Below are 16,841 nucleotides of genomic sequence, written 5' to 3'. Positions count from 1 at the left end.
CTCTCCAGTGACGTACCTTGATCAGACTTCGACTACTCGCCGGCTACCCAGGGCTCTGATCTGACCGGTGGGAACAGTTTCCGCCGACGTTCCAGCTCTCGGATGAAGCCTCAGCCGCCGCATCGCACCCGACGGCAAGTGGAACCAATCGTCCTCCGCCCGATAGGCTTCAAGATCGACCTGTACCGATTGTGCCAGCCGGTCGCTGTGTAGTTCAAGGAACCAGTGATCGTCCTGCTGCGCGACGGAAGCCGTGATTTCGGCCTCATGAAAGGCTTTCGTCCTGCCCAAGGGGAAATAGAAAGCTTCGGCGATCAGCGCCTCGGTCTCGGGCGCTGTGAGACGCGCCACCGTGACGTCATGCGACGGCGGGCCGAAGCGGAAGGCATAGGTGGTGTCGAAGAAGGCGCCGAAGAGATCGGTGCAGGCGATCTTGCGCTTGGCGCGGGCTTCGATCGGGAGGCCAAGCTTGCCGCTCACCACTTTTTGCCAGCCATCGCGCAGGCAGTGGACCTCGAGATCGAGGTCGAGCGTCACATTGCTCTCGTTGATCACATGGACATCGAGGCCGTTGGTGCCTTCGTCGGTGAAAAGCACCTGCACGGGCCGAAAGGCGCGGCGCAGCGCATACCATGTTGGCTTCGGTTCCCCGGTCGAATCGATCACGCCCCAGCCGGGGCCAGGCAATAAATCCTGCAGCGTCCAGACCAGCGCGCCGTTGCAGCCCGAACCCTGCCGCCGCCACTCGGCATAACACTCTTCCGCGACTTCGCCGGTGACCGCCTGCGACAGAGCAAGATAGAGATCGGGATCCTCCCGCCGCAGCCGGTCCGACTCGAAACCATAGAGCTCGCGGAGATAATGATCGCGCACATCCTCGAAATCCCAGGAGGCGCCACGATCGCGCGGCACACGCTCCTTCCATAGCGGGCTTTGGACTGGAGGAACCGACAGATGCCGCGACAGCGTCCGGGCCTGTGGTACATGCGCGAAACCCAAGCTTTCCGCAGCAAAGCGGACATCAGCGCGGCGTGAGTCATCGAGAGGACGCATATAGGCTCCGACGCCGTAATAATGCGTCACCCCTTGATTCGGAGAAAACGGCATGGCGCCGCCGAAGGGCGAATTGACGACATAGGGGACATCCGGCCGAACCGATCGGGCAACCGCCGGTATGATCTCCTCCACGATCGGGCTCGCCCACAATCGCTCCGGCAGGCCGAGCATCGCAGCCTGCTGATGGATTTCGCTGCCGCCGCAAGCGACGGCGAGTGATGGCGACAGCCGCGTGGTGGAAAGAAACTGCGCCACTTCCGCCTCGACATGGGCGTTCCAAGCCTTATCGCCTTTCGGATAGTCGAAATTGGCGAACATGAAATCCTGCCAGACCAGCAGGCCGAACTCGTCGCAGAGGCGAAAGAAATCCGGCGTCTCATAGGCCATGGTGCCGCCGATGCGAACCATGTTCATGTCGGCCTCCGCCGCCAGTCGCAGCCACGGCTCATAATCGTCGCGGCCGCCGGGCAGCCGCACGATATCGGCCGTGGTCCAGACCGCGCCACGGCAGAAGATGCGTTCGCCGTTGACCAGGAGGCCGAAATCCCGGCCATCGGCGCCGCGATCGATTGCCAGCCGGCGAAAGCCGGTGCGTCCGAGCGGATGCTCGACGTCATCGATGATCAGCGTGACCTCATGGAGATGCGGTATTCCATGCGTGTGCGGCCACCATGGCGTCACGCCAGGGATCTTAAGAATCGCCGTGCAGCGGCCGTGGCTGTCCCGCTCGAAGGCCTGCTCGATATCGCCGCAGCGAAGGGTAACCTCGCTGACATACCCTTCGATCGAAAGCGAGGCATAAAGCCGTCCCTCTCCATCCTCCAGCAGATCAGGCCGCAACGAAAGGTCGCGAACGATGGGCTCATGCGGATGCAGCAGCGACACCGGCCGCCAGGGTCCGACCGCCTGTATTTCCGGGCACCAGCCAGGCATATGGCCAAGCAGCGTTGTGCGCGCCAGCCGCAATCCCTGCGGCGTGATCATCTGTGGCCGCCAGCGGGCGCGCGGGCCGGGTTTTCCAAGGCGCGGCTCCAGCGCCCGGAAGCACAATGCCAGTTCGTCGCCGCCATGCAGGTGAACGGCAAGATCATGCGTTTCGAACATGCTCTCGGATTTGAGAATTTTCCGGCCGTTCAGGAAGACTTCGCAGAGCGTTGCCAGACCTTCCAGCCGCAAGACGGCATTGCCGGCATTGGCATCGACCAACCGGCAGAGATACCAGGCATCGCGGTCGTTCAACGGATGCGGATGTTCCCGGTCGAAGAGCCCGGCCTTTTCCAGCGCTTCCGCCACAGTGCCCGGCACCGGCGCCGGGATGACGGCCGAAAGCGACAGGTCCGAAGGCGAGGCGCAGGCGCCTGCATCCGTCAGAACCAGATTCCACCCTTCGACCTGCAGCGTGTTGCCGCTGATATCAGCCAAACGCTTTTGCATTGGATCTCCGGTTCAAAACATGATCCCAAAAGTGCAAGCGACTTTTTGAACGAGATCATTTTCACTAAAGCGATTATTCAAGCAGCGCCATCATGGCATCCCATGCATCCGCGGCCGGCTCAAGCGCCGTCTGCAACGGCTCGAATTTCTTGCGCGTCACGGCTCGGGCAAGCTGAAACTGCACCGATTTCGCCACTTCCGAAATCCGGCGCGCCTCAAAAGCCGCCTCGGCGAAATCCGCCGACAGCCAATCGAGATGACTGCCCGCCAGCTCGAAATTGGCCCCGAGCTGGCGCAGCGTGTTGAAGGCATATTTATGGAAGAAGCCGAACGGCCGCTCGGCCATGACTTCAACCTGCGCCGGAAAAACCGCCGCGAAGGCGCGGATGGGATTGGCGACCGGACGGCGGCGAAAATGGAAGGCCAGAAGCTGGCGGGATGTCTGCCGGATGGCAGCCTCACCTGGTGCGCTGTCCGGAAACTTCGCGAACTCGGTATAAGGCAGGAAGGGCAGATCCTCGTCCGTAAGGTGCAGCTCGAACAGCCCGTTGAAGTCATCGCCTGAGAGCCGGAAAAAGCCACCATTGTGGAAGTAGTCGAGTTCGCGGCCCGCCATATCGAGCCGGTTGATGGCAACGGTCGTCTTGCCGTGCTCCCGGCGATAGCCGACGCCCTGCGTGTCCGGCATGTAGAAGGAATCCATTTCGACCAGGCAGAGCCGGCCGCGGCCAATCTGCTCAAGGACATGGCGCTCGACCTTGTCGTAGATCGCCAGTTCCGTGCACCGAATGCCATAGAGCGCTTCGAGATCATCGAGCGGCACCTTGAAGAAGGTAAACTGATCGCCTTCGAAATCCTGCGTCAGCGTAAAGGCGAGCATCGCTTCAGCCGGCAGCCTGAGCGTGTTCAGCACTTCGATCCAGAGGTCGAGATAGCAGTTGGTTTCCGGCCACATGCGCTCGCTGGCGTGCAGCGCGTGTGGCATATGGGTGGCGGGATCGAGGTCCCTGAAGACGGAAGCCACGATCAGCCCCACAGCGCCTTGCGCACGCTCTGGGGCCATTCCGCGGTATTGAGCCCATGATGATGGAACAGCGCCAGCGCGATGCGCTCGAGACCGAAGGCGACGCAGGCCGTATGCGCGACGCTGCCATCAGCGAAATTCAGGCCCCATTTCGCGCCGAACGCATCCTGATGATAGTTGAAGCTCATGCAGGCGGTCGGATTGGCGGATGAGGTGATCGGGATCAGCAGCTCGAATTTCAGGTTCTGGTCGCGCTGGTTATTGGCGAGCATCTTGCCGGCGCGGCCGAAGAACGGATCGTTGGCGACATCGATGACGACGTCGAGGCCGACGGCCTTCATCATCTCGAGGCCGCGGTCCATCCAGCTCTGGCGGAAATCCGTGACGTGGCCTTTGGTGCCCATGCAGACATATTCGCGCATGCGGAACAGCTGCTGGCGGGCCGGGTCCTTCGAAGGCTCATGGCGGAAGCAATAGGATTGCAGGTCGAACAGCGCGCCGCTCTCCGGCAAGGGACCGCGCTTCGCGACGGTCGGGTAGAGCGGATAGCAGGCCGCCGGCGTCAGCACGATATCGGTCGCCTCCTGGTCTTTCGTCCAGTCTTCGCCGACTTCCATGCATTTCAGCAGGCTCGTGTGGTCGAACTCGCTGCCGCAGAAGCTGTGCACGGTGCCGGCGAGCTGCGGAAAGCTCTTCATGTAGCCGCTCGCCTCAAAGAGGGCGCGATTCATGCCCGGCGGGAAGCGGATTGCTTCGGCGCCATCCGCACCGCCGAATCCGTAGATCAGGCGCTCAAAGGCAGAGATCACATCTTCGAACTGACCGCTGCGGCCATAGAGGCCGTCAATGCCGGTGTCGATCAGAAGACCGGATTCGAAAAGGCGGTCGAGAAACGATGTTTGTATATCCATGACAATTACCCCAACAGGCTGGTACCTTGCTTATGGACGAGCAGCATCGGCGACGTATTGCCGAGAATGCGGTCGTTCGAGATCATCAATTGAGCGGAATGCGCGTCGCGCAGATGGCGGCCGAGGCTATAGGGCGTGCCGTTCTTGTAGCCCATGATGCCGCAGATCAACATGGCGTGGTTGATGATCGGCAGGATCATCTCCGACGACGCGATCTTGACGTTGTTCATGGCGACGGCAAAGGCCATCGAGGACAGCCGGTCGGCATCGGCCTTCGCCTCTTCGTAGATTTTCAGCCCGGCGAGGACATTGGATTTCACCATCTGCAGCAGGCAGGAAACCTCCGCCAGACGCAGCGCGCCGGGCGGCGGCGTGCCGGGCGATTTGCGGGCGGCAGCGCGCACGAAAGCCTGGGCACGGGCGACGGCATCGGCGGCTATGCCGTACCAGACGCCGCTCCAAAGAAGATGAGAGGTTGCCAGCATCGACTCCGCGGCGATCTCGGCAAATGGCTTCGGCAGGATCTGTGCGGCCGGCCCCTCGCCCTTGAAGAGGAAACCGTCGGAGCAGGTGCCGCGCATGCCGAGCGTGTTCCACTCGACCGTGCGCTCAAGCCTGTATTGGCCCTTGAGGAAAACCGTCAGCACCTGGTCGGACGAGGCGGCCTCGGTATGGCTGCGCGAGGTGATGAGAACCGCATCGGCATGGGCGCCATAGGATATCACGGTCGCATCCTTCTCCAGAAAGCAGGTGCCGTCCACGACCTTGATGGCGCAGATGCTGTTTCGCAGATTGCCGCCGATCCCGCCTTCCGTCGTCGCCGAGGCCAACAGAAGCTGTTCTTTAGCGACATGGCGCATGTAATCGCGGTGCCAGTCGCTGCCGGCGCCGTGTTCGACCAGGCTCGACAGCTTGATCTGGTGCATGGCGAAAACCATGGCGCTGGCCGCACAGGTCTGCCCGAGGATCGAGCAAAGGTCGGCGATCTCGGTGATCGACGCACCCTCCCCGCCCAGATCGGCGGGAATCTGGATCGACAGCAGCCTTTCGGCGCGCATCGCATCCACAGCCTCGCGCGGGAAGCGGCCTTCGGCATCGACTTCATCAGCATATTTGCCGGCGATCGCCGCGACGCGCGCGGCGCGCACCGCCGCCGCGTCTTCGGCCCTGGCTTCAATTGAAGCGCCCGCGACATTCATCAGATGACCTTTCGGCTATCCAGGATCATGCCGACCGTCTTTTCGATGGCGACGATGCTGGCGAAGGATTTGCGGTTCAGCAGATTGTCGGGAAACTCGATATCGAAAGCCTCTTCGATGCGGAGCATGAGTTGCACCGACGCAAAGGAAGACAAGCCCGCCGCATAGAGATCGGCGTCGTCGGCAATCTGATCCATCGTGACGGGGAGCGCACCACACTTGGCCAGCAAATCGCGAATAGTCTCATTCATCCTGGAGTCCCTCTAGGGTAATCGCAAACACGATGACAGTGACGCCGTCTTATCCTGAGCCGAGAAGTAATAGGGAAAGCGCACCTAAGGGAGCGCCGATACGCGGAGGGTTTGACCCAGTTGGAGCGCGTCTGAGCATTCATTTATCGCCCTCATGATACGCTTGCGACTGATAGCGTCCTTCCTGGCAATGATCGAAACGCTTAGCCCTTTGGCGACCGCTCTGAGCGCGGCTAGATCGCCAGATGAGAAAGAGCACGCTTGCGAAATAAGCCACTTGTAGAAGGAGCCAAGCACCCATCGTTGTGACCATTACGCTGCGGATGGAATGCGAGACTAAGTAGCTCGTTAGGGCGCTGGCGCCGACGACGAGCAGCAGGAGGCAGAAAAAGATTCTGAAGGGCAACACTGTTCTCCTGATTTGTTCGCAAGATCACGCGGCAACCTTGTCTGCGGCAACATGAGTCTGGCAGTTCTTCGGGCAGACGCGGGCACAGGCTCCGCAGCCAATGCAACGGCCGGCATGGTCGATGACCATGATCATGCGATTGAGCTCGCCATCGAAGTCGTCGTCCTCGTCGTCGCAGATGCCGAGGATTTCACCCGCGTCATCGATGCCGTAAAGGTGCATGACCTCGCGCGAGCAAACCTTAAAGCACCGGCCACAACCGATGCAGGTCGTGCCATCGATAGCGGTCAGATACTCCGGCACCCAGCTGGAGCCATCGCGCGTGACGAAACGGCCGGTCATCGTGAATTCTCCAACGTGGAAAGCTCTTCCTTCGCGCTTTCCAACTCGGCAAAGGCGTCGAACGTTTTCCGTGCGACAGTCTTGATCCTAGTCCAGTTGATCGGAAGATCCTCGGCAAGATCGTGCAACTCCATTTTCGCAGTTGCCGCACGTGACTGCAGTTTGCGGACTTTCTTAAGCTGCTCCTCAAGATTTGACATGATCTCTTCCTCGAAAACCAGGCCCATCCGCAAGCGCCACGTTGGGATAGTTTTCGATGGCTGCGACCGCATCGTCGACCAGTTTCGTGCCGGCGTCGGCGAGTTTGCGAAACGTCTCAAAGCCGAACCGGTGGACATCGCGCAGGGTCTTCGACAGAACGACCAACCGCCCGGTCGTGAGAACCACGCGGCCAAAGCCCTCGTGGCTCATCGTCATGATCGGCGATGCCACCAGGCCGGAGCGCTCTTCGATCACCAGTCCCACGCAACTGTAAAAAACCTGGAGCCTCCACAGCACGTCCGGATCGGGATCGCCGATGATCGGGATGTCACGGCGCTGCTCCTTGGTGAGGATGAAGTCGGCCAGCAGGTCGGCGTCCGATTTGTCTTCCCACGCCCCATGGGTATCCTGAGCGCGAATTAGCCGTATGAGGCATCTGAGGAAAGGAGTGGCAAGATCCCACTCCTCGTTGACAGCAGGGCCATTCGCAATACCAGTCAATGTTCCCATGATTTAGTCCTCATCGTCGAAGGGTTTCTTGTCAGTGGCGCCTGCTTCCGTTAGCACCTTGCGCAGCCAGGGCGGAGGAGCCGTCCGGAGCATCGTCCGGGTTCGCGACAGCACCTCTTCGATGGACTGAGGTTGCGGCACTTTGATCGGATGGATTTTTGCCGAAACAACCTTGGCTGCCGAAGGCCCGCCAATCGCCAGACAGAACAAGAGGTGACAGCCCTTCAATGCCTCCACCTTCGGGGTAATGCGGTCATCGCCCTCGGTCCGATGCTCCCCGCTCTCGTCGGAAACGTCTTCGAAGTCCAGGACTTCCACGAGTTTCCAGTCGTCGCGGCTCACGTCATAGACGGCGAAACGCTTGGCCGACCCGAAATGGGCGTCGAGAGTTTTCATATCTTGGGTGGCGATTGCTACGCGCAACGCGCCGGCCTTCCGTTTCGGGACCGGCGAGTGAACCCCGTCAGGGACGAGGGAGAGGCGACGGGCGGCGGTCATCTGGGCATTTCTCGTTTACGAAACGGATCAAGTGATTCAGGCCGCGGCGCGCGCTGGTTGGCCTGGAAGATGTTGGCAACATCGAAAATCAGGTCGCGCGTTCCCTGATAAAGTATGGAGAGCTTGTGCTGGCTCCCGAGCCGGTCGAAAATCGGGAAGCCGACGCGCATAAGCGGAATGCCAAGGCGCTCCGCCGCCTGGCGTCCATGCGAATGGGTGACGAGAAGATCAGCGCCGGCGGCAAGACCCTCGACATCGCCAAGATCGCCGACCTGGAGCGATTCGGCCGGCATTTCCTCGAGAATTTTTGAGGTGCCGGTCGTGGTGACGGCCGCCGCGATCTCGGCGCCCATGCCGGTGAAGAAGGTGGCGAGTTGGTAGAGCTGGTCCGGCTCGGCGGCGATTGCAATCTTCTTGCCACCGAAATGGAAATGCCCGTCGAGCAATGCGTCCTGCAGCTGTGCGCGGTGACGGCGGATATTTGCTGGCACCGGCGCACGGGAGATCGCGGAAAGCAGTGAGACGAACCGGTCGGCTCCCTTCAATCCCGTCAGCGAGTGGAACAGTGCGTAAGGCACTCCGGTCTGCGTCTGCAGCAGCTCTGCCGGGCGGCGCATATGCTCGCCGATCGCGATACACTGCACCGCCGTGCCAAGCTCTTGGATGTCGTCAAAGCGGGTGCCGCCATAGGTGGTAGGCACCCAACGATCGTCGGGCACTGTGCCGTCGAGCGAGCCGGAGATGTCCGGTAGGATAACCGGCTTAAGCCCGAAGCTTTCGACAATCTCGCGCAAATGCTCGATATCAGCGACCGTGAGATTCCAGCCGGGCAGGATCACTATCTTCTTCGATTGCCGCGCCTGCTCGCCGCGCAGCGTAATCCTTTGGATCATTGCGGTGACGGCCGTGGCCCAGCCTTCCTCGATCGCGCCGTCGAAATCAGGCGTGTTGGCCAGTACGATCTCCGTACCTTTAAGTTCTTTCGCGCGCAACAGCTTGATCTTCGCGAGATCCCTAGCGAAGTCTTCGCCACGAGTTTCCACCAGCGCCGTGGTGCAGACCCCGATCAGCTTCGGGTTCGTTCGGGTCTTTAGGTTGAGGATTGCCTCTTCCAAATGATCCATACCGCCGAGGATCGCCGCAACCTCATCTATCGCCGTTGTCTGCAACGGGATGGCCTCCTTGAAGTGCCGCACGAAAAGTACCAGCGCGAAGCTGGTGCAACCCTGGCTGCCGTGGAACAGCGGTATCGCACGATCGACCCCAAGAAAGGCGAGTGCGGCACCGAGCGGCTGTGACGATTTCAGCGGATTGACCGCAGCTGATTTGGTCTGGGGAAGGATATGGACCATCGACTTTCCTCAACACTTGCCGAAGCCGTCGGCCGTCGTGCCGACAAATTTCTGAAAGGCGTACACAGTCTCGGTCTCGCCCTGCATACTTGGCAGTTCTTCCTCTACATCAGGCTGACGCTCCCACGGTGCCGGCTCCCGCACCTCACTCCAGATCGGATTGTGAATGGCAAGGTCGATCTGGCGTACGAGTTCCACCATGCCGTCATAGCCGGCATAGGCGTGGTGCCGCTCCTGGTTGATATCGAGCCAGGGTGTCTTGGCCTTCAGCGCGATGAATTGCGTGCGCCCGCCCGACAGCATGATGTCGGCTTTATGGTCTGCGAGCATGTTGTAAAGCTCGCGCGGCGCCATCGACTCGAACATGTGGTTCTCGTCCTTGAGAATCTGCTTGATGCGTTCCTTGTCTTCGACCGTCGATTTCTTGACGGAGGTGCCGACCATCTCAACGCCGATCTCCATCAGCGCATGGAGAACGGACCAGGACTTCACACCGCCGGTGTTGAGCAGCACGCGCTTGCCTTGGAGCCTCGGCCGGTATGCTGCGAGCTTCTGCCACGCAATCGCCTCTTCCTGCGCGATCAGTGCCTCGGTGCGCTTAAGGATTTCCGGATGGGCGCCCTTTGTCACGAGCAGTTTGGCGATCTGCCTGAGTGCTTCCGAGGTGTCGGTGATGCCATAGAAGGAGCCCTCGAAGAATGGAATGTCCCAGCGCTCCTCCATCTGGCGGGCGAGATTTATAAGTGCCGTCGAGCATACCAACATAGACGCCCGGGCGCGGTGCGCGGAGGCAACATCGCGGTAGCGCGCGTCGCCCGGAATGCAGGCGCGCACCCGGATGCCGAGGCGATCAAGGAGCGGTTTCACCAGCCAGAACTCGCCGGAGAGGTTGAATTCGCCAAGGACATTGATGTCGTAAGCACCGACATCATCAGGTTCCACGGTGCCGATGACGTGGTCGAGCAACGCTTCGCCGGCGAGCTTGTTGCCAAGATTCTTGGAGCCGACGAAGCCCGGCGCATTGACCGGCACCACCGGCAAGCCGAACTTTTCCGCAGCGCGCTTGCAGACCGCCTCAATGTCGTCGCCGATCAACGCGGTCACGCAGGTCGAATAGACGAAGATCGCCGGCGGCGCATACGCTTCCTTGATTTCGCGGATTGCTTTGAAAAGCTTCCGCTCCCCCTGCGCCATTACCACGTCGAGTTCGGTGAGGTCGGTTGTGAAGCTCGTGCGCCAAAGCATTGGCCCGGACGAAGCCGTGCCGCGGTTGTCCCAGGAGTTGCCCTCGCAGGCGAGTGGGGCATGGATCAGATGCGCGACGTCGGTGATCGGCTGCAGCACGATCTTGGCGCCGTCGAAAGCGCAGCCGCCGGCTGCCGCCCCGGGTGTCAGCGGCTTCGAACAGCCGCTTTTGCGCGCCTTGGAATCCTTGCTGCGATTCTTCTCGCAGGCGGGCTCGTTGAAGACATCCTGGATTTTAGCAGTGAGCGAGGGCATTGCGCCGGGTCTCCAAGTCCAAATGAAGTCGGCCGGCCTTAACAGGGCCGACCGCCGCTCCTAGCGAGTCAGGTCATAAGAATAGTCCGTCACACCCGGCTCGCTCGTCTCGCGATCGAGCTTGTCGAAGATCTTGTCGAGGATCGTCGTTAAGACGCGCAGTCCGCCCTGGTAGCCCATGAGCGGGAAACGGTGGTGATGGTGCCGGTCGAAAATAGGAAAGGTCAGTCGGATCAACGGGGTGCCGGTGTCGCGCTCGAGATACTTGCCATAAGAATTGCCGATCAGCAGGTCCACCGGTTCGGTGAAGAGCAGCGAGCGCAGCGCCCAGAGGTCCTTACCCGCCCAGACCTGGGCATCCTTGCCGAAGGGCGAGGATGCAAGCAACTCCTTCATCTCGGCTTCCCAGGCCGACGTTCCGTTGGTGGCGAGGCAGTGGGTCGGCTCACCGCCGGTTTCCATGACGAACCGGGCAACGGCGTAGACGAAGTCGGGATCACCGTAGATCGCGTATTTCTTGCCGTGCAGCCAGGCCTGACTGTCCGCCATAGCGTCGACAAGTCTGCCGCGCTCCATTCCGATTATCCCGGGGATTTCCTTGCCGGAAATTTCCGAGACCTTCATCAGGAATTCGTCGGTCGCCTTGACACCCAGCGGATAGTGGAACGAGGCCGTCGCCTGACCGACCTCGTTGCAGTATTCGAGCGTTTTGCGGGTGTTATAGTGCTGCAGCGACAGTGTCGCTTCGGCGTTTAAAGCCGACTTCACGTCCTCGATCTTCGTGCCGCCGTCATACATGCGGTACATACCGTCCGAGGGCGTGTCGAACTGGTCGGAGGCATCCTGGATGAAGATGTAGAATACGCCCATTATGTCGAGCAAGCGCTTCAGTTCGCGGTTGTTGCCGACGCAGAAGCCGTCGAAGCCGGGAATGATGTTGATGGCTTTAGCCACTTCCTTGCGCGCGCTGCCGTTCCAGAAGTTCTCCAGAATGCCCTTGATCATGCCATCATAGCCATCGACGTGGCTGCCGACGAAAGCGGGGGTGTGAGCGAAAGGAACATCGAAGTCGGGCGGGACCGAGCCCTCGCTCTTGGCGTTTTCGATGAAGCTATGCAGGTCGTCACCGATGACCTCCGCCATACAGGTGGTCGAGACAGCAATCATCTTCGGGTCGTAGAGCGCATAGGTGTTGGCGAGCCCGTCGACCATGTTCTTCAGGCCGCCGAACACCGCCGCGTCCTCGGTCATCGAGGACGAAACCGCCGATGAAGGCTCCTTGAAGTGCCGCGACAGATGCGAACGGTAATAGGCAACGCAGCCCTGGCTGCCATGGACGAAGGACATGGTCCGCTCGAAGCCTGCGGCCGCAAACACGGCGCCGAGCGGCTGGCAGGCCTTGGCCGGGTTCACGACGAGGGCTTCGCGGGCGAGGTTTTTTTCGCGGTATTCCCAGGTCTTGGTGTATTCGCGTTGATCGGTAACGATCTGGTCCGGGTGGGGGCATTCAAAATTCAGCTTCTTCTCGGCGAGCATCTGCCTGTATTCCGGCTCGCGGAACAGGGGAGCATGGTCGAGAACTTTTTCGGCCGACTGCGGCATGGTGGTCACCTTTTCCTTCTGGCGCGCCAGGCGGCGGCACAGGACCTCGAGACGTTTCTGGTTTCCCGCAGATCAAGGGTCGCGGGCGTTCATTGGCCCCCTGCTCCTGGGAGGCCAGCTTTTTATTCGGCCGCTATCGCCATCGGCGGCACGGCTTTTTTCTTCCAGGGAGCGTCGTAGAGGTCCCAGACAGGGTTGTTGATGGCCAGATCCATGTCGCGGGCGAAAATGGCGAAGCCGTCATAGCCGTGATACGGTCCGGAATAATCCCAGGAGTGCATCTGACGGAACGGGATGCCCATCTTCTGCACCGGGTACTTCTCCTTGATGCCGGAGCCAACGAGATCAGGGCGGATCCCCTCGATGAATTTTTCCAGCTCGTAACCGGTGACGTCGTCATAGATCAGCGTACCCTTATTCACGTAATGGCCGGTGCGCTGATAGTCATCGTTGTGGGCAAACTCGTAGCCGGTGCCGACGATCCGCATGCCGAGGTCCTCGTAGGCCGTGATGACATGGCGAGGGCGCAGGCCGCCCACATAAAGCATCACCGTCTTGCCTTCGAGGCGCGGCCGGTACTTGTCGATGACCGCATCGACCAAGGGCCGGTACCTGGCGATGACAGCCTCGGTCTTGTCGACGATTTCCGGCCCGAAATGCTTGGCTATCTCGCGCAGAGAGGCTTCGATCTGGGAGGGACCGAAAAAATTGTATTCCATCCAGGGGATGCCGTACTTTTCCTCCATGTGCCGGCAGATGTAGTTCATTGACCGGTAGCAGTGAATGAGGTTCAGCTTGGCCTTTGGTGCACGCTCTACCTCAGCGAGCGTCGCGTCCCCCGACCAGTTGCCGACCACGCGCAGCCCCACCTCCTCCAAGAGAATGCGCGTAGCCCAGGCGTCGCCGCCGATATTGTAGTCGCCGACGACGTTAACATCGTAAGGGCCGGCCTCGAACTCGACTTCCGTCTTGTCGAAAACCCAGTCGCGAATCGAGTCGTTGGCGATGTGGTGGCCGAGCGACTGCGATACGCCGCGGAAGCCTTCGCAGCGCACCGGCACGATCGTCTTTTCGTGCTCCTTGGCTTTCTTGCGCGACACCGCCTCAATGTCATCGCCAATCAGGCCGATCGGGCATTCGGACTGCACCGAGATGCCCTTGTTCAAGGGAAACAGTTCTTCGATCTCGTCGATGATTTTCTCAAGCTTCTTGTCGCCGCCGAAAACGATGTCCTTTTCCTGGAAGTCTGAGGTGAACTGCAGCGTCACGAACGTGTCGATGCCCGTCAGGCCGACGTAGTAATTGCGGCGTTGCGACCAGGAATATTGACCGCAACCGACCGGCCCGTGTGAGATGTGGACCATATCCTTGACCGGGCCCCATACCACGCCTTTGGAGCCGGCATAGGCGCAGCCTCGGATCGTCATCACGCCCGGAATGGACTTGATGTTCGATTTGACGTCGCATTCGGAAAGGGCCTTTGCCTCCTCGCCGGGCTCGTCGCCGCTCCTTGCGACGCTGAGGTGCTTCTTGCGGCGCTTAGCCGCCTTGTCTGGATATTGTGACAGCACTTCCCCTATAAGCTTCTCATGGAGAGCGCTGTCATTCTCGTAATCAAGGCTCATGGGCCTTTGCCCCCTTTCAAGGTTCGGATAATGCCCCGCCGACGAGGCATCGTTCGTGGAAGGGCGCGCCGGGTGGTCAAAGGGCCGGCGCGCCCTGTCGACGGCGGCGTTATTGGGCGGCCGCCACCGTCGCTTCCTTGGCCTGAAGTTCGGCAAGCATTTGCTCGTCGGTCTTCATGATGCCGAAATCAAGCAGCATGTCCTCGAGCTCCTCCATGGTGATCGGGGTCGGAACGGTGCCTTGGCCCGAATTGGCATGGATCTTCTCGGCTAGCGCGCGATATTCCCCGGCCTGCTTGGAGTCCGGCGCGTACTGGATCACCGTCATCTTCCTGAGCTCGGCGTGCTGGACGATGTTGTCACGCGGCACAAAGTGGATGAGCTTGGAATTGAGCCTGGCAGCCAGCGCCTCGGAGAGGTCGAGCTCGCGATCCGTCTGGCGCTCGTTACAGATCAGGCCGCCGAGCCGCACGCCGCCTGAGTGGGCATATTTCAGGATGCCCTTGGCGATGTTGTTGGCGGCATAGAGCGCCATCATCTCGCCGGACATGACGATGTAGATCTCTTGGGCCTTGTTCTCACGGATCGGCATCGCGAAGCCGCCGCACACCACATCGCCGAGCACATCATAGGAGACGTAGTCGACATCGTCATAAGCGCCGTTCTCCTCGAGGAAATTGATCGAGGTGATGACGCCACGGCCGGCGCAGCCGACGCCCGGCTCCGGACCGCCGGACTCCACACACTTGATGCCTCTGTAACCGGCCTTGAGCACGTCCTCGAGTTCGAGGTCTTCCACCGAACCTTCCTGTGCTGCGAGATGCAGAACCGTGTCCTGCGCTTTCGCGTTCAGGATCAGGCGGGTGGAGTCGGCTTTGGGATCGCATCCGACGATGAGGATTTTCTGCCCGAGGTCGACAAGGGCCGCGAGCGTATTTTGGGAGGTGGTGGACTTGCCGATGCCCCCTTTGCCGTAGAATGCGATTTGACGCAAATCTGACATATTGCCTTCCTTCCTTCGTTCCATCCATCGCGGAATGCCGGTCGGCAGTTCTCGCCTCGCAAGGAACAGTTTCAAGACGCGTGCCAATTTGGCTGATCGAGTCGAAGGAAAGGCCTTTTTTATTGTTTTTCAGCGATTTAGTCCAAGCCATAACAAGAGATTGGTTAGACAAGCCTGTGTCGCTGACCCGACAAAGCCGACAGACGGTGTCGAGTTGACGTTACTTGAGACCGCTATAGGTTGACCTCGCGGGAGAGAGGACGACGACCGTCAGCAGGATCAACGAGCTTCGAAATGGAGACAATCGCACATCCAAGCTCCCAATGAGAAAAGGGCGGAGCTTTCGATCACGCAAAACGCCGAGGGAGATCAAATCGCGAACATGATTGGATAGGCACATCCTGCGCTGAACTTCTTATCTGGGTGGGAGACGTCATACGACTTGCTCATTGGGCAGGTTGCGCCCTGTTCGGGCGCGGCCCACAACCGCCGAATGAAAAGGAACCAGTCAGCGCCCGACAAACTTGCCGCGATACCGCTTGGTCCCGAACTCGCTGAGGAAAGGCGCGATGATAATGGCCTCGGCTCCGCAGCCGGCGTTCGCGAAAGCCCTCCAGATAAGAAAGTCGCTCGAGCCCATTGCGCCCCGCAGCAGCGGCAGCCACTTCCCAGCGAAGGCAAACAACAAGCCCAAGCCCTGGTCGCCCTGGGCTACAGAGGCTCAGCGACGACGGCAATCAGCTTACCAGCCGCCCGAGACGCTGCTGACGCAGCTGGGCTCTGAATGCATGATTTATATCGAGGCAAATCCACTTCCCGAGCGGGAGCAGACGAATCTTGCGTCCGCCGTGAAGCAATCCGCGATGCGCTCTCACGCTGGGTCAGATTCACCCTCTTCATCGACGACGGTCGCATCGAGAACGAATATCACTTCATCGATCGCTCGATGCGCCCGATCGCCTCAACAGGAAACCCTCTTCGCCGGTTCCAACGCCGCGGCCGAACAATGGGCAATCATCCCTTCGTTGATTGACCCCAGTCTCCGACCAAGTGCCTCAGCGCTCTTCAATGAGCCCGCAGCCAGCGAGGGCTGAGACAAAATCGTGCACGTCACCATTGGTGACGTCATACTGTTCTGCCTTAAGCTCGTTCAGTATCCTTGGCATTGTATGCTCGCCGTCGAGTTTTGAAATCAAAACGGCAACCCAAGGCGGAGGAGACTGGATGATCTTTTTTGATTTTCCGGGGATCTTCCCGACGCAGATACTCCCGTCCTCTGCTACCAACACCTGATGAGAACGCTTTAATAAAGGTTTAAAGTAGTGCACGAGGTGCCTCACTCAAAAAAGAGGTCGACTTCGCCCCCGACTTACAGCCCGGACAAGCACAAAGTCGCCTTTGTCGCTGTCTTGCGTCTTCTTCGCTAATGGCAGAAATGCGCTTTTCAAGGTCCGAAAATACAATGTCGTTCATGCTCCTTTCCTTTCTAATTCAAGCCCCGCACATTCAGCGCAACCCATAGCTGGTGACTTTTCGAGCCTGTCAAAAAAGCATCTTTTTTGGCGCGGCTTCGCGAGGCGCAGACGGTTGTGATGGAGCTGTTACGGATTACGCTCGACCGTTTTCGGCCGAGCACTGCTGACACCAAGCTCCTATCCCTCGCGACAAGGGAGATTCAAAAATCGTGCCAGCTGCGCACAGAGACTAGAAAAGTTTTTCCATATTTATTCAATGGCTTAGTGAGGCTGCATCAGCAAGCTGGCCGAACAATATTGTGTCGCGGATTCGACAAACTCGGCAGCGCCGCATCCTCCTGCGTGCCGATCAACCGAAGACCAGAAGCCTTCGAGCGGCTTGGGCGCTGGTTGGAATGGTACTTGCGCGTGACCTCGAGGCAGGCGCAAGCGGCAGGGCCTCGGGGCGG

At 60.0% G+C, this 16,841-nt stretch carries 16 protein-coding genes; all 16 read right to left on the bottom strand.

Translation table 11 applies throughout. The features are described from left to right. Positions 1-21 precede the first annotated feature (21 nt). On the bottom strand, positions 22-2,490 hold the full coding sequence (locus RGR602_RS22295; RefSeq protein ID WP_040114281.1) for a glycoside hydrolase family 2 protein: 2,469 nt from the start codon (positions 2,488-2,490) through the stop codon (positions 22-24). Positions 2,491-2,563: 73 nt separating this feature from the next. Then, positions 2,564-3,514, bottom strand: coding sequence for a DUF1839 family protein (locus RGR602_RS22290; protein ID WP_082046667.1), 951 nt, complete (start codon positions 3,512-3,514; stop codon positions 2,564-2,566). Between the two features lie 2 nt (positions 3,515-3,516). After that, positions 3,517-4,425, bottom strand: coding sequence for an amino acid--[acyl-carrier-protein] ligase (locus RGR602_RS22285; RefSeq protein WP_040114279.1), 909 nt, complete (start codon positions 4,423-4,425; stop codon positions 3,517-3,519). Between the two features lie 5 nt (positions 4,426-4,430). Further along, entirely contained in the window at positions 4,431-5,624 is a 1,194-nt protein-coding gene (locus RGR602_RS22280) for an acyl-CoA dehydrogenase family protein (protein WP_040114278.1), read from the bottom strand. Then, a complete protein-coding gene (locus RGR602_RS22275) occupies positions 5,624-5,875 on the bottom strand; it encodes an acyl carrier protein (RefSeq protein WP_040114277.1) in 252 nt (83 codons plus the stop codon). The genes RGR602_RS22280 and RGR602_RS22275 overlap by 1 nt, the downstream gene beginning before the upstream one ends. A gap of 139 nt (positions 5,876-6,014) precedes the next feature. Next, the gene (locus RGR602_RS39275) at positions 6,015-6,188 is read right to left on the bottom strand and encodes an exopolysaccharide production repressor protein (protein ID WP_342636407.1); all 174 of its coding nucleotides are present in this window, start codon (positions 6,186-6,188) and stop codon (positions 6,015-6,017) included. A 120-nt stretch (positions 6,189-6,308) separates the two neighbouring features. Then, positions 6,309-6,626, bottom strand: coding sequence for a ferredoxin III, nif-specific (gene fdxB / locus RGR602_RS22265; protein WP_040114275.1), 318 nt, complete (start codon positions 6,624-6,626; stop codon positions 6,309-6,311). Then, positions 6,623-6,826 (bottom strand): CCE_0567 family metalloprotein, encoded by a 204-nt coding sequence (locus RGR602_RS22260; RefSeq protein WP_040114274.1) that lies wholly within the window; start codon positions 6,824-6,826, stop codon positions 6,623-6,625. The genes fdxB and RGR602_RS22260 overlap by 4 nt, the downstream gene beginning before the upstream one ends. Continuing rightward, a complete protein-coding gene (locus tag RGR602_RS22255; protein WP_052451700.1) occupies positions 6,813-7,337 on the bottom strand; it encodes a NifX-associated nitrogen fixation protein in 525 nt (174 codons plus the stop codon). Before RGR602_RS22255 ends, RGR602_RS22260 begins: the two co-directional genes overlap by 14 nt. A 3-nt stretch (positions 7,338-7,340) precedes the next feature. After that, positions 7,341-7,835 carry a nitrogen fixation protein NifX gene (nifX, locus tag RGR602_RS22250; RefSeq protein ID WP_040114273.1) on the bottom strand — a complete coding sequence of 165 codons (495 nt, stop codon included), beginning with the start codon at positions 7,833-7,835 and terminating at the stop codon, positions 7,341-7,343. Next, positions 7,832-9,187 (bottom strand): nitrogenase iron-molybdenum cofactor biosynthesis protein NifN, encoded by a 1,356-nt coding sequence (gene nifN, locus RGR602_RS22245; RefSeq protein ID WP_040114272.1) that lies wholly within the window; start codon positions 9,185-9,187, stop codon positions 7,832-7,834. Before nifN ends, nifX begins: the two co-directional genes overlap by 4 nt. 9 nt (positions 9,188-9,196) lie before the next feature. Beyond that, positions 9,197-10,687, bottom strand: coding sequence for a nitrogenase iron-molybdenum cofactor biosynthesis protein NifE (gene nifE, locus RGR602_RS22240; protein WP_040114271.1), 1,491 nt, complete (start codon positions 10,685-10,687; stop codon positions 9,197-9,199). A gap of 60 nt (positions 10,688-10,747) precedes the next feature. Next, positions 10,748-12,289 carry a nitrogenase molybdenum-iron protein subunit beta gene (gene nifK / locus RGR602_RS22235; protein ID WP_040114270.1) on the bottom strand — a complete coding sequence of 514 codons (1,542 nt, stop codon included), beginning with the start codon at positions 12,287-12,289 and terminating at the stop codon, positions 10,748-10,750. 122 nt (positions 12,290-12,411) lie between these two features. Continuing rightward, complete coding sequence (gene nifD, locus RGR602_RS22230; RefSeq protein WP_040114269.1) at positions 12,412-13,914, bottom strand: nitrogenase molybdenum-iron protein alpha chain; 1,503 nt, start codon at positions 13,912-13,914, stop codon at positions 12,412-12,414. Positions 13,915-14,023: 109 nt separating this feature from the next. Next, positions 14,024-14,917 carry a nitrogenase iron protein gene (nifH, locus tag RGR602_RS22225; protein WP_040114461.1) on the bottom strand — a complete coding sequence of 298 codons (894 nt, stop codon included), beginning with the start codon at positions 14,915-14,917 and terminating at the stop codon, positions 14,024-14,026. Between the two features lie 1,055 nt (positions 14,918-15,972). Next, on the bottom strand, positions 15,973-16,245 hold the full coding sequence (locus RGR602_RS22210) for a hypothetical protein (RefSeq protein ID WP_040114460.1): 273 nt from the start codon (positions 16,243-16,245) through the stop codon (positions 15,973-15,975). Positions 16,246-16,841: the final 596 nt, after the last annotated feature.

This window comes from Rhizobium gallicum bv. gallicum R602sp (assembly GCF_000816845.1).
Lineage (GTDB): Bacteria > Pseudomonadota > Alphaproteobacteria > Rhizobiales > Rhizobiaceae > Rhizobium > Rhizobium gallicum.
Note: the sequence above shows the minus strand (reverse complement) of the source record. Positions and strands in the feature narration are given on the sequence as shown.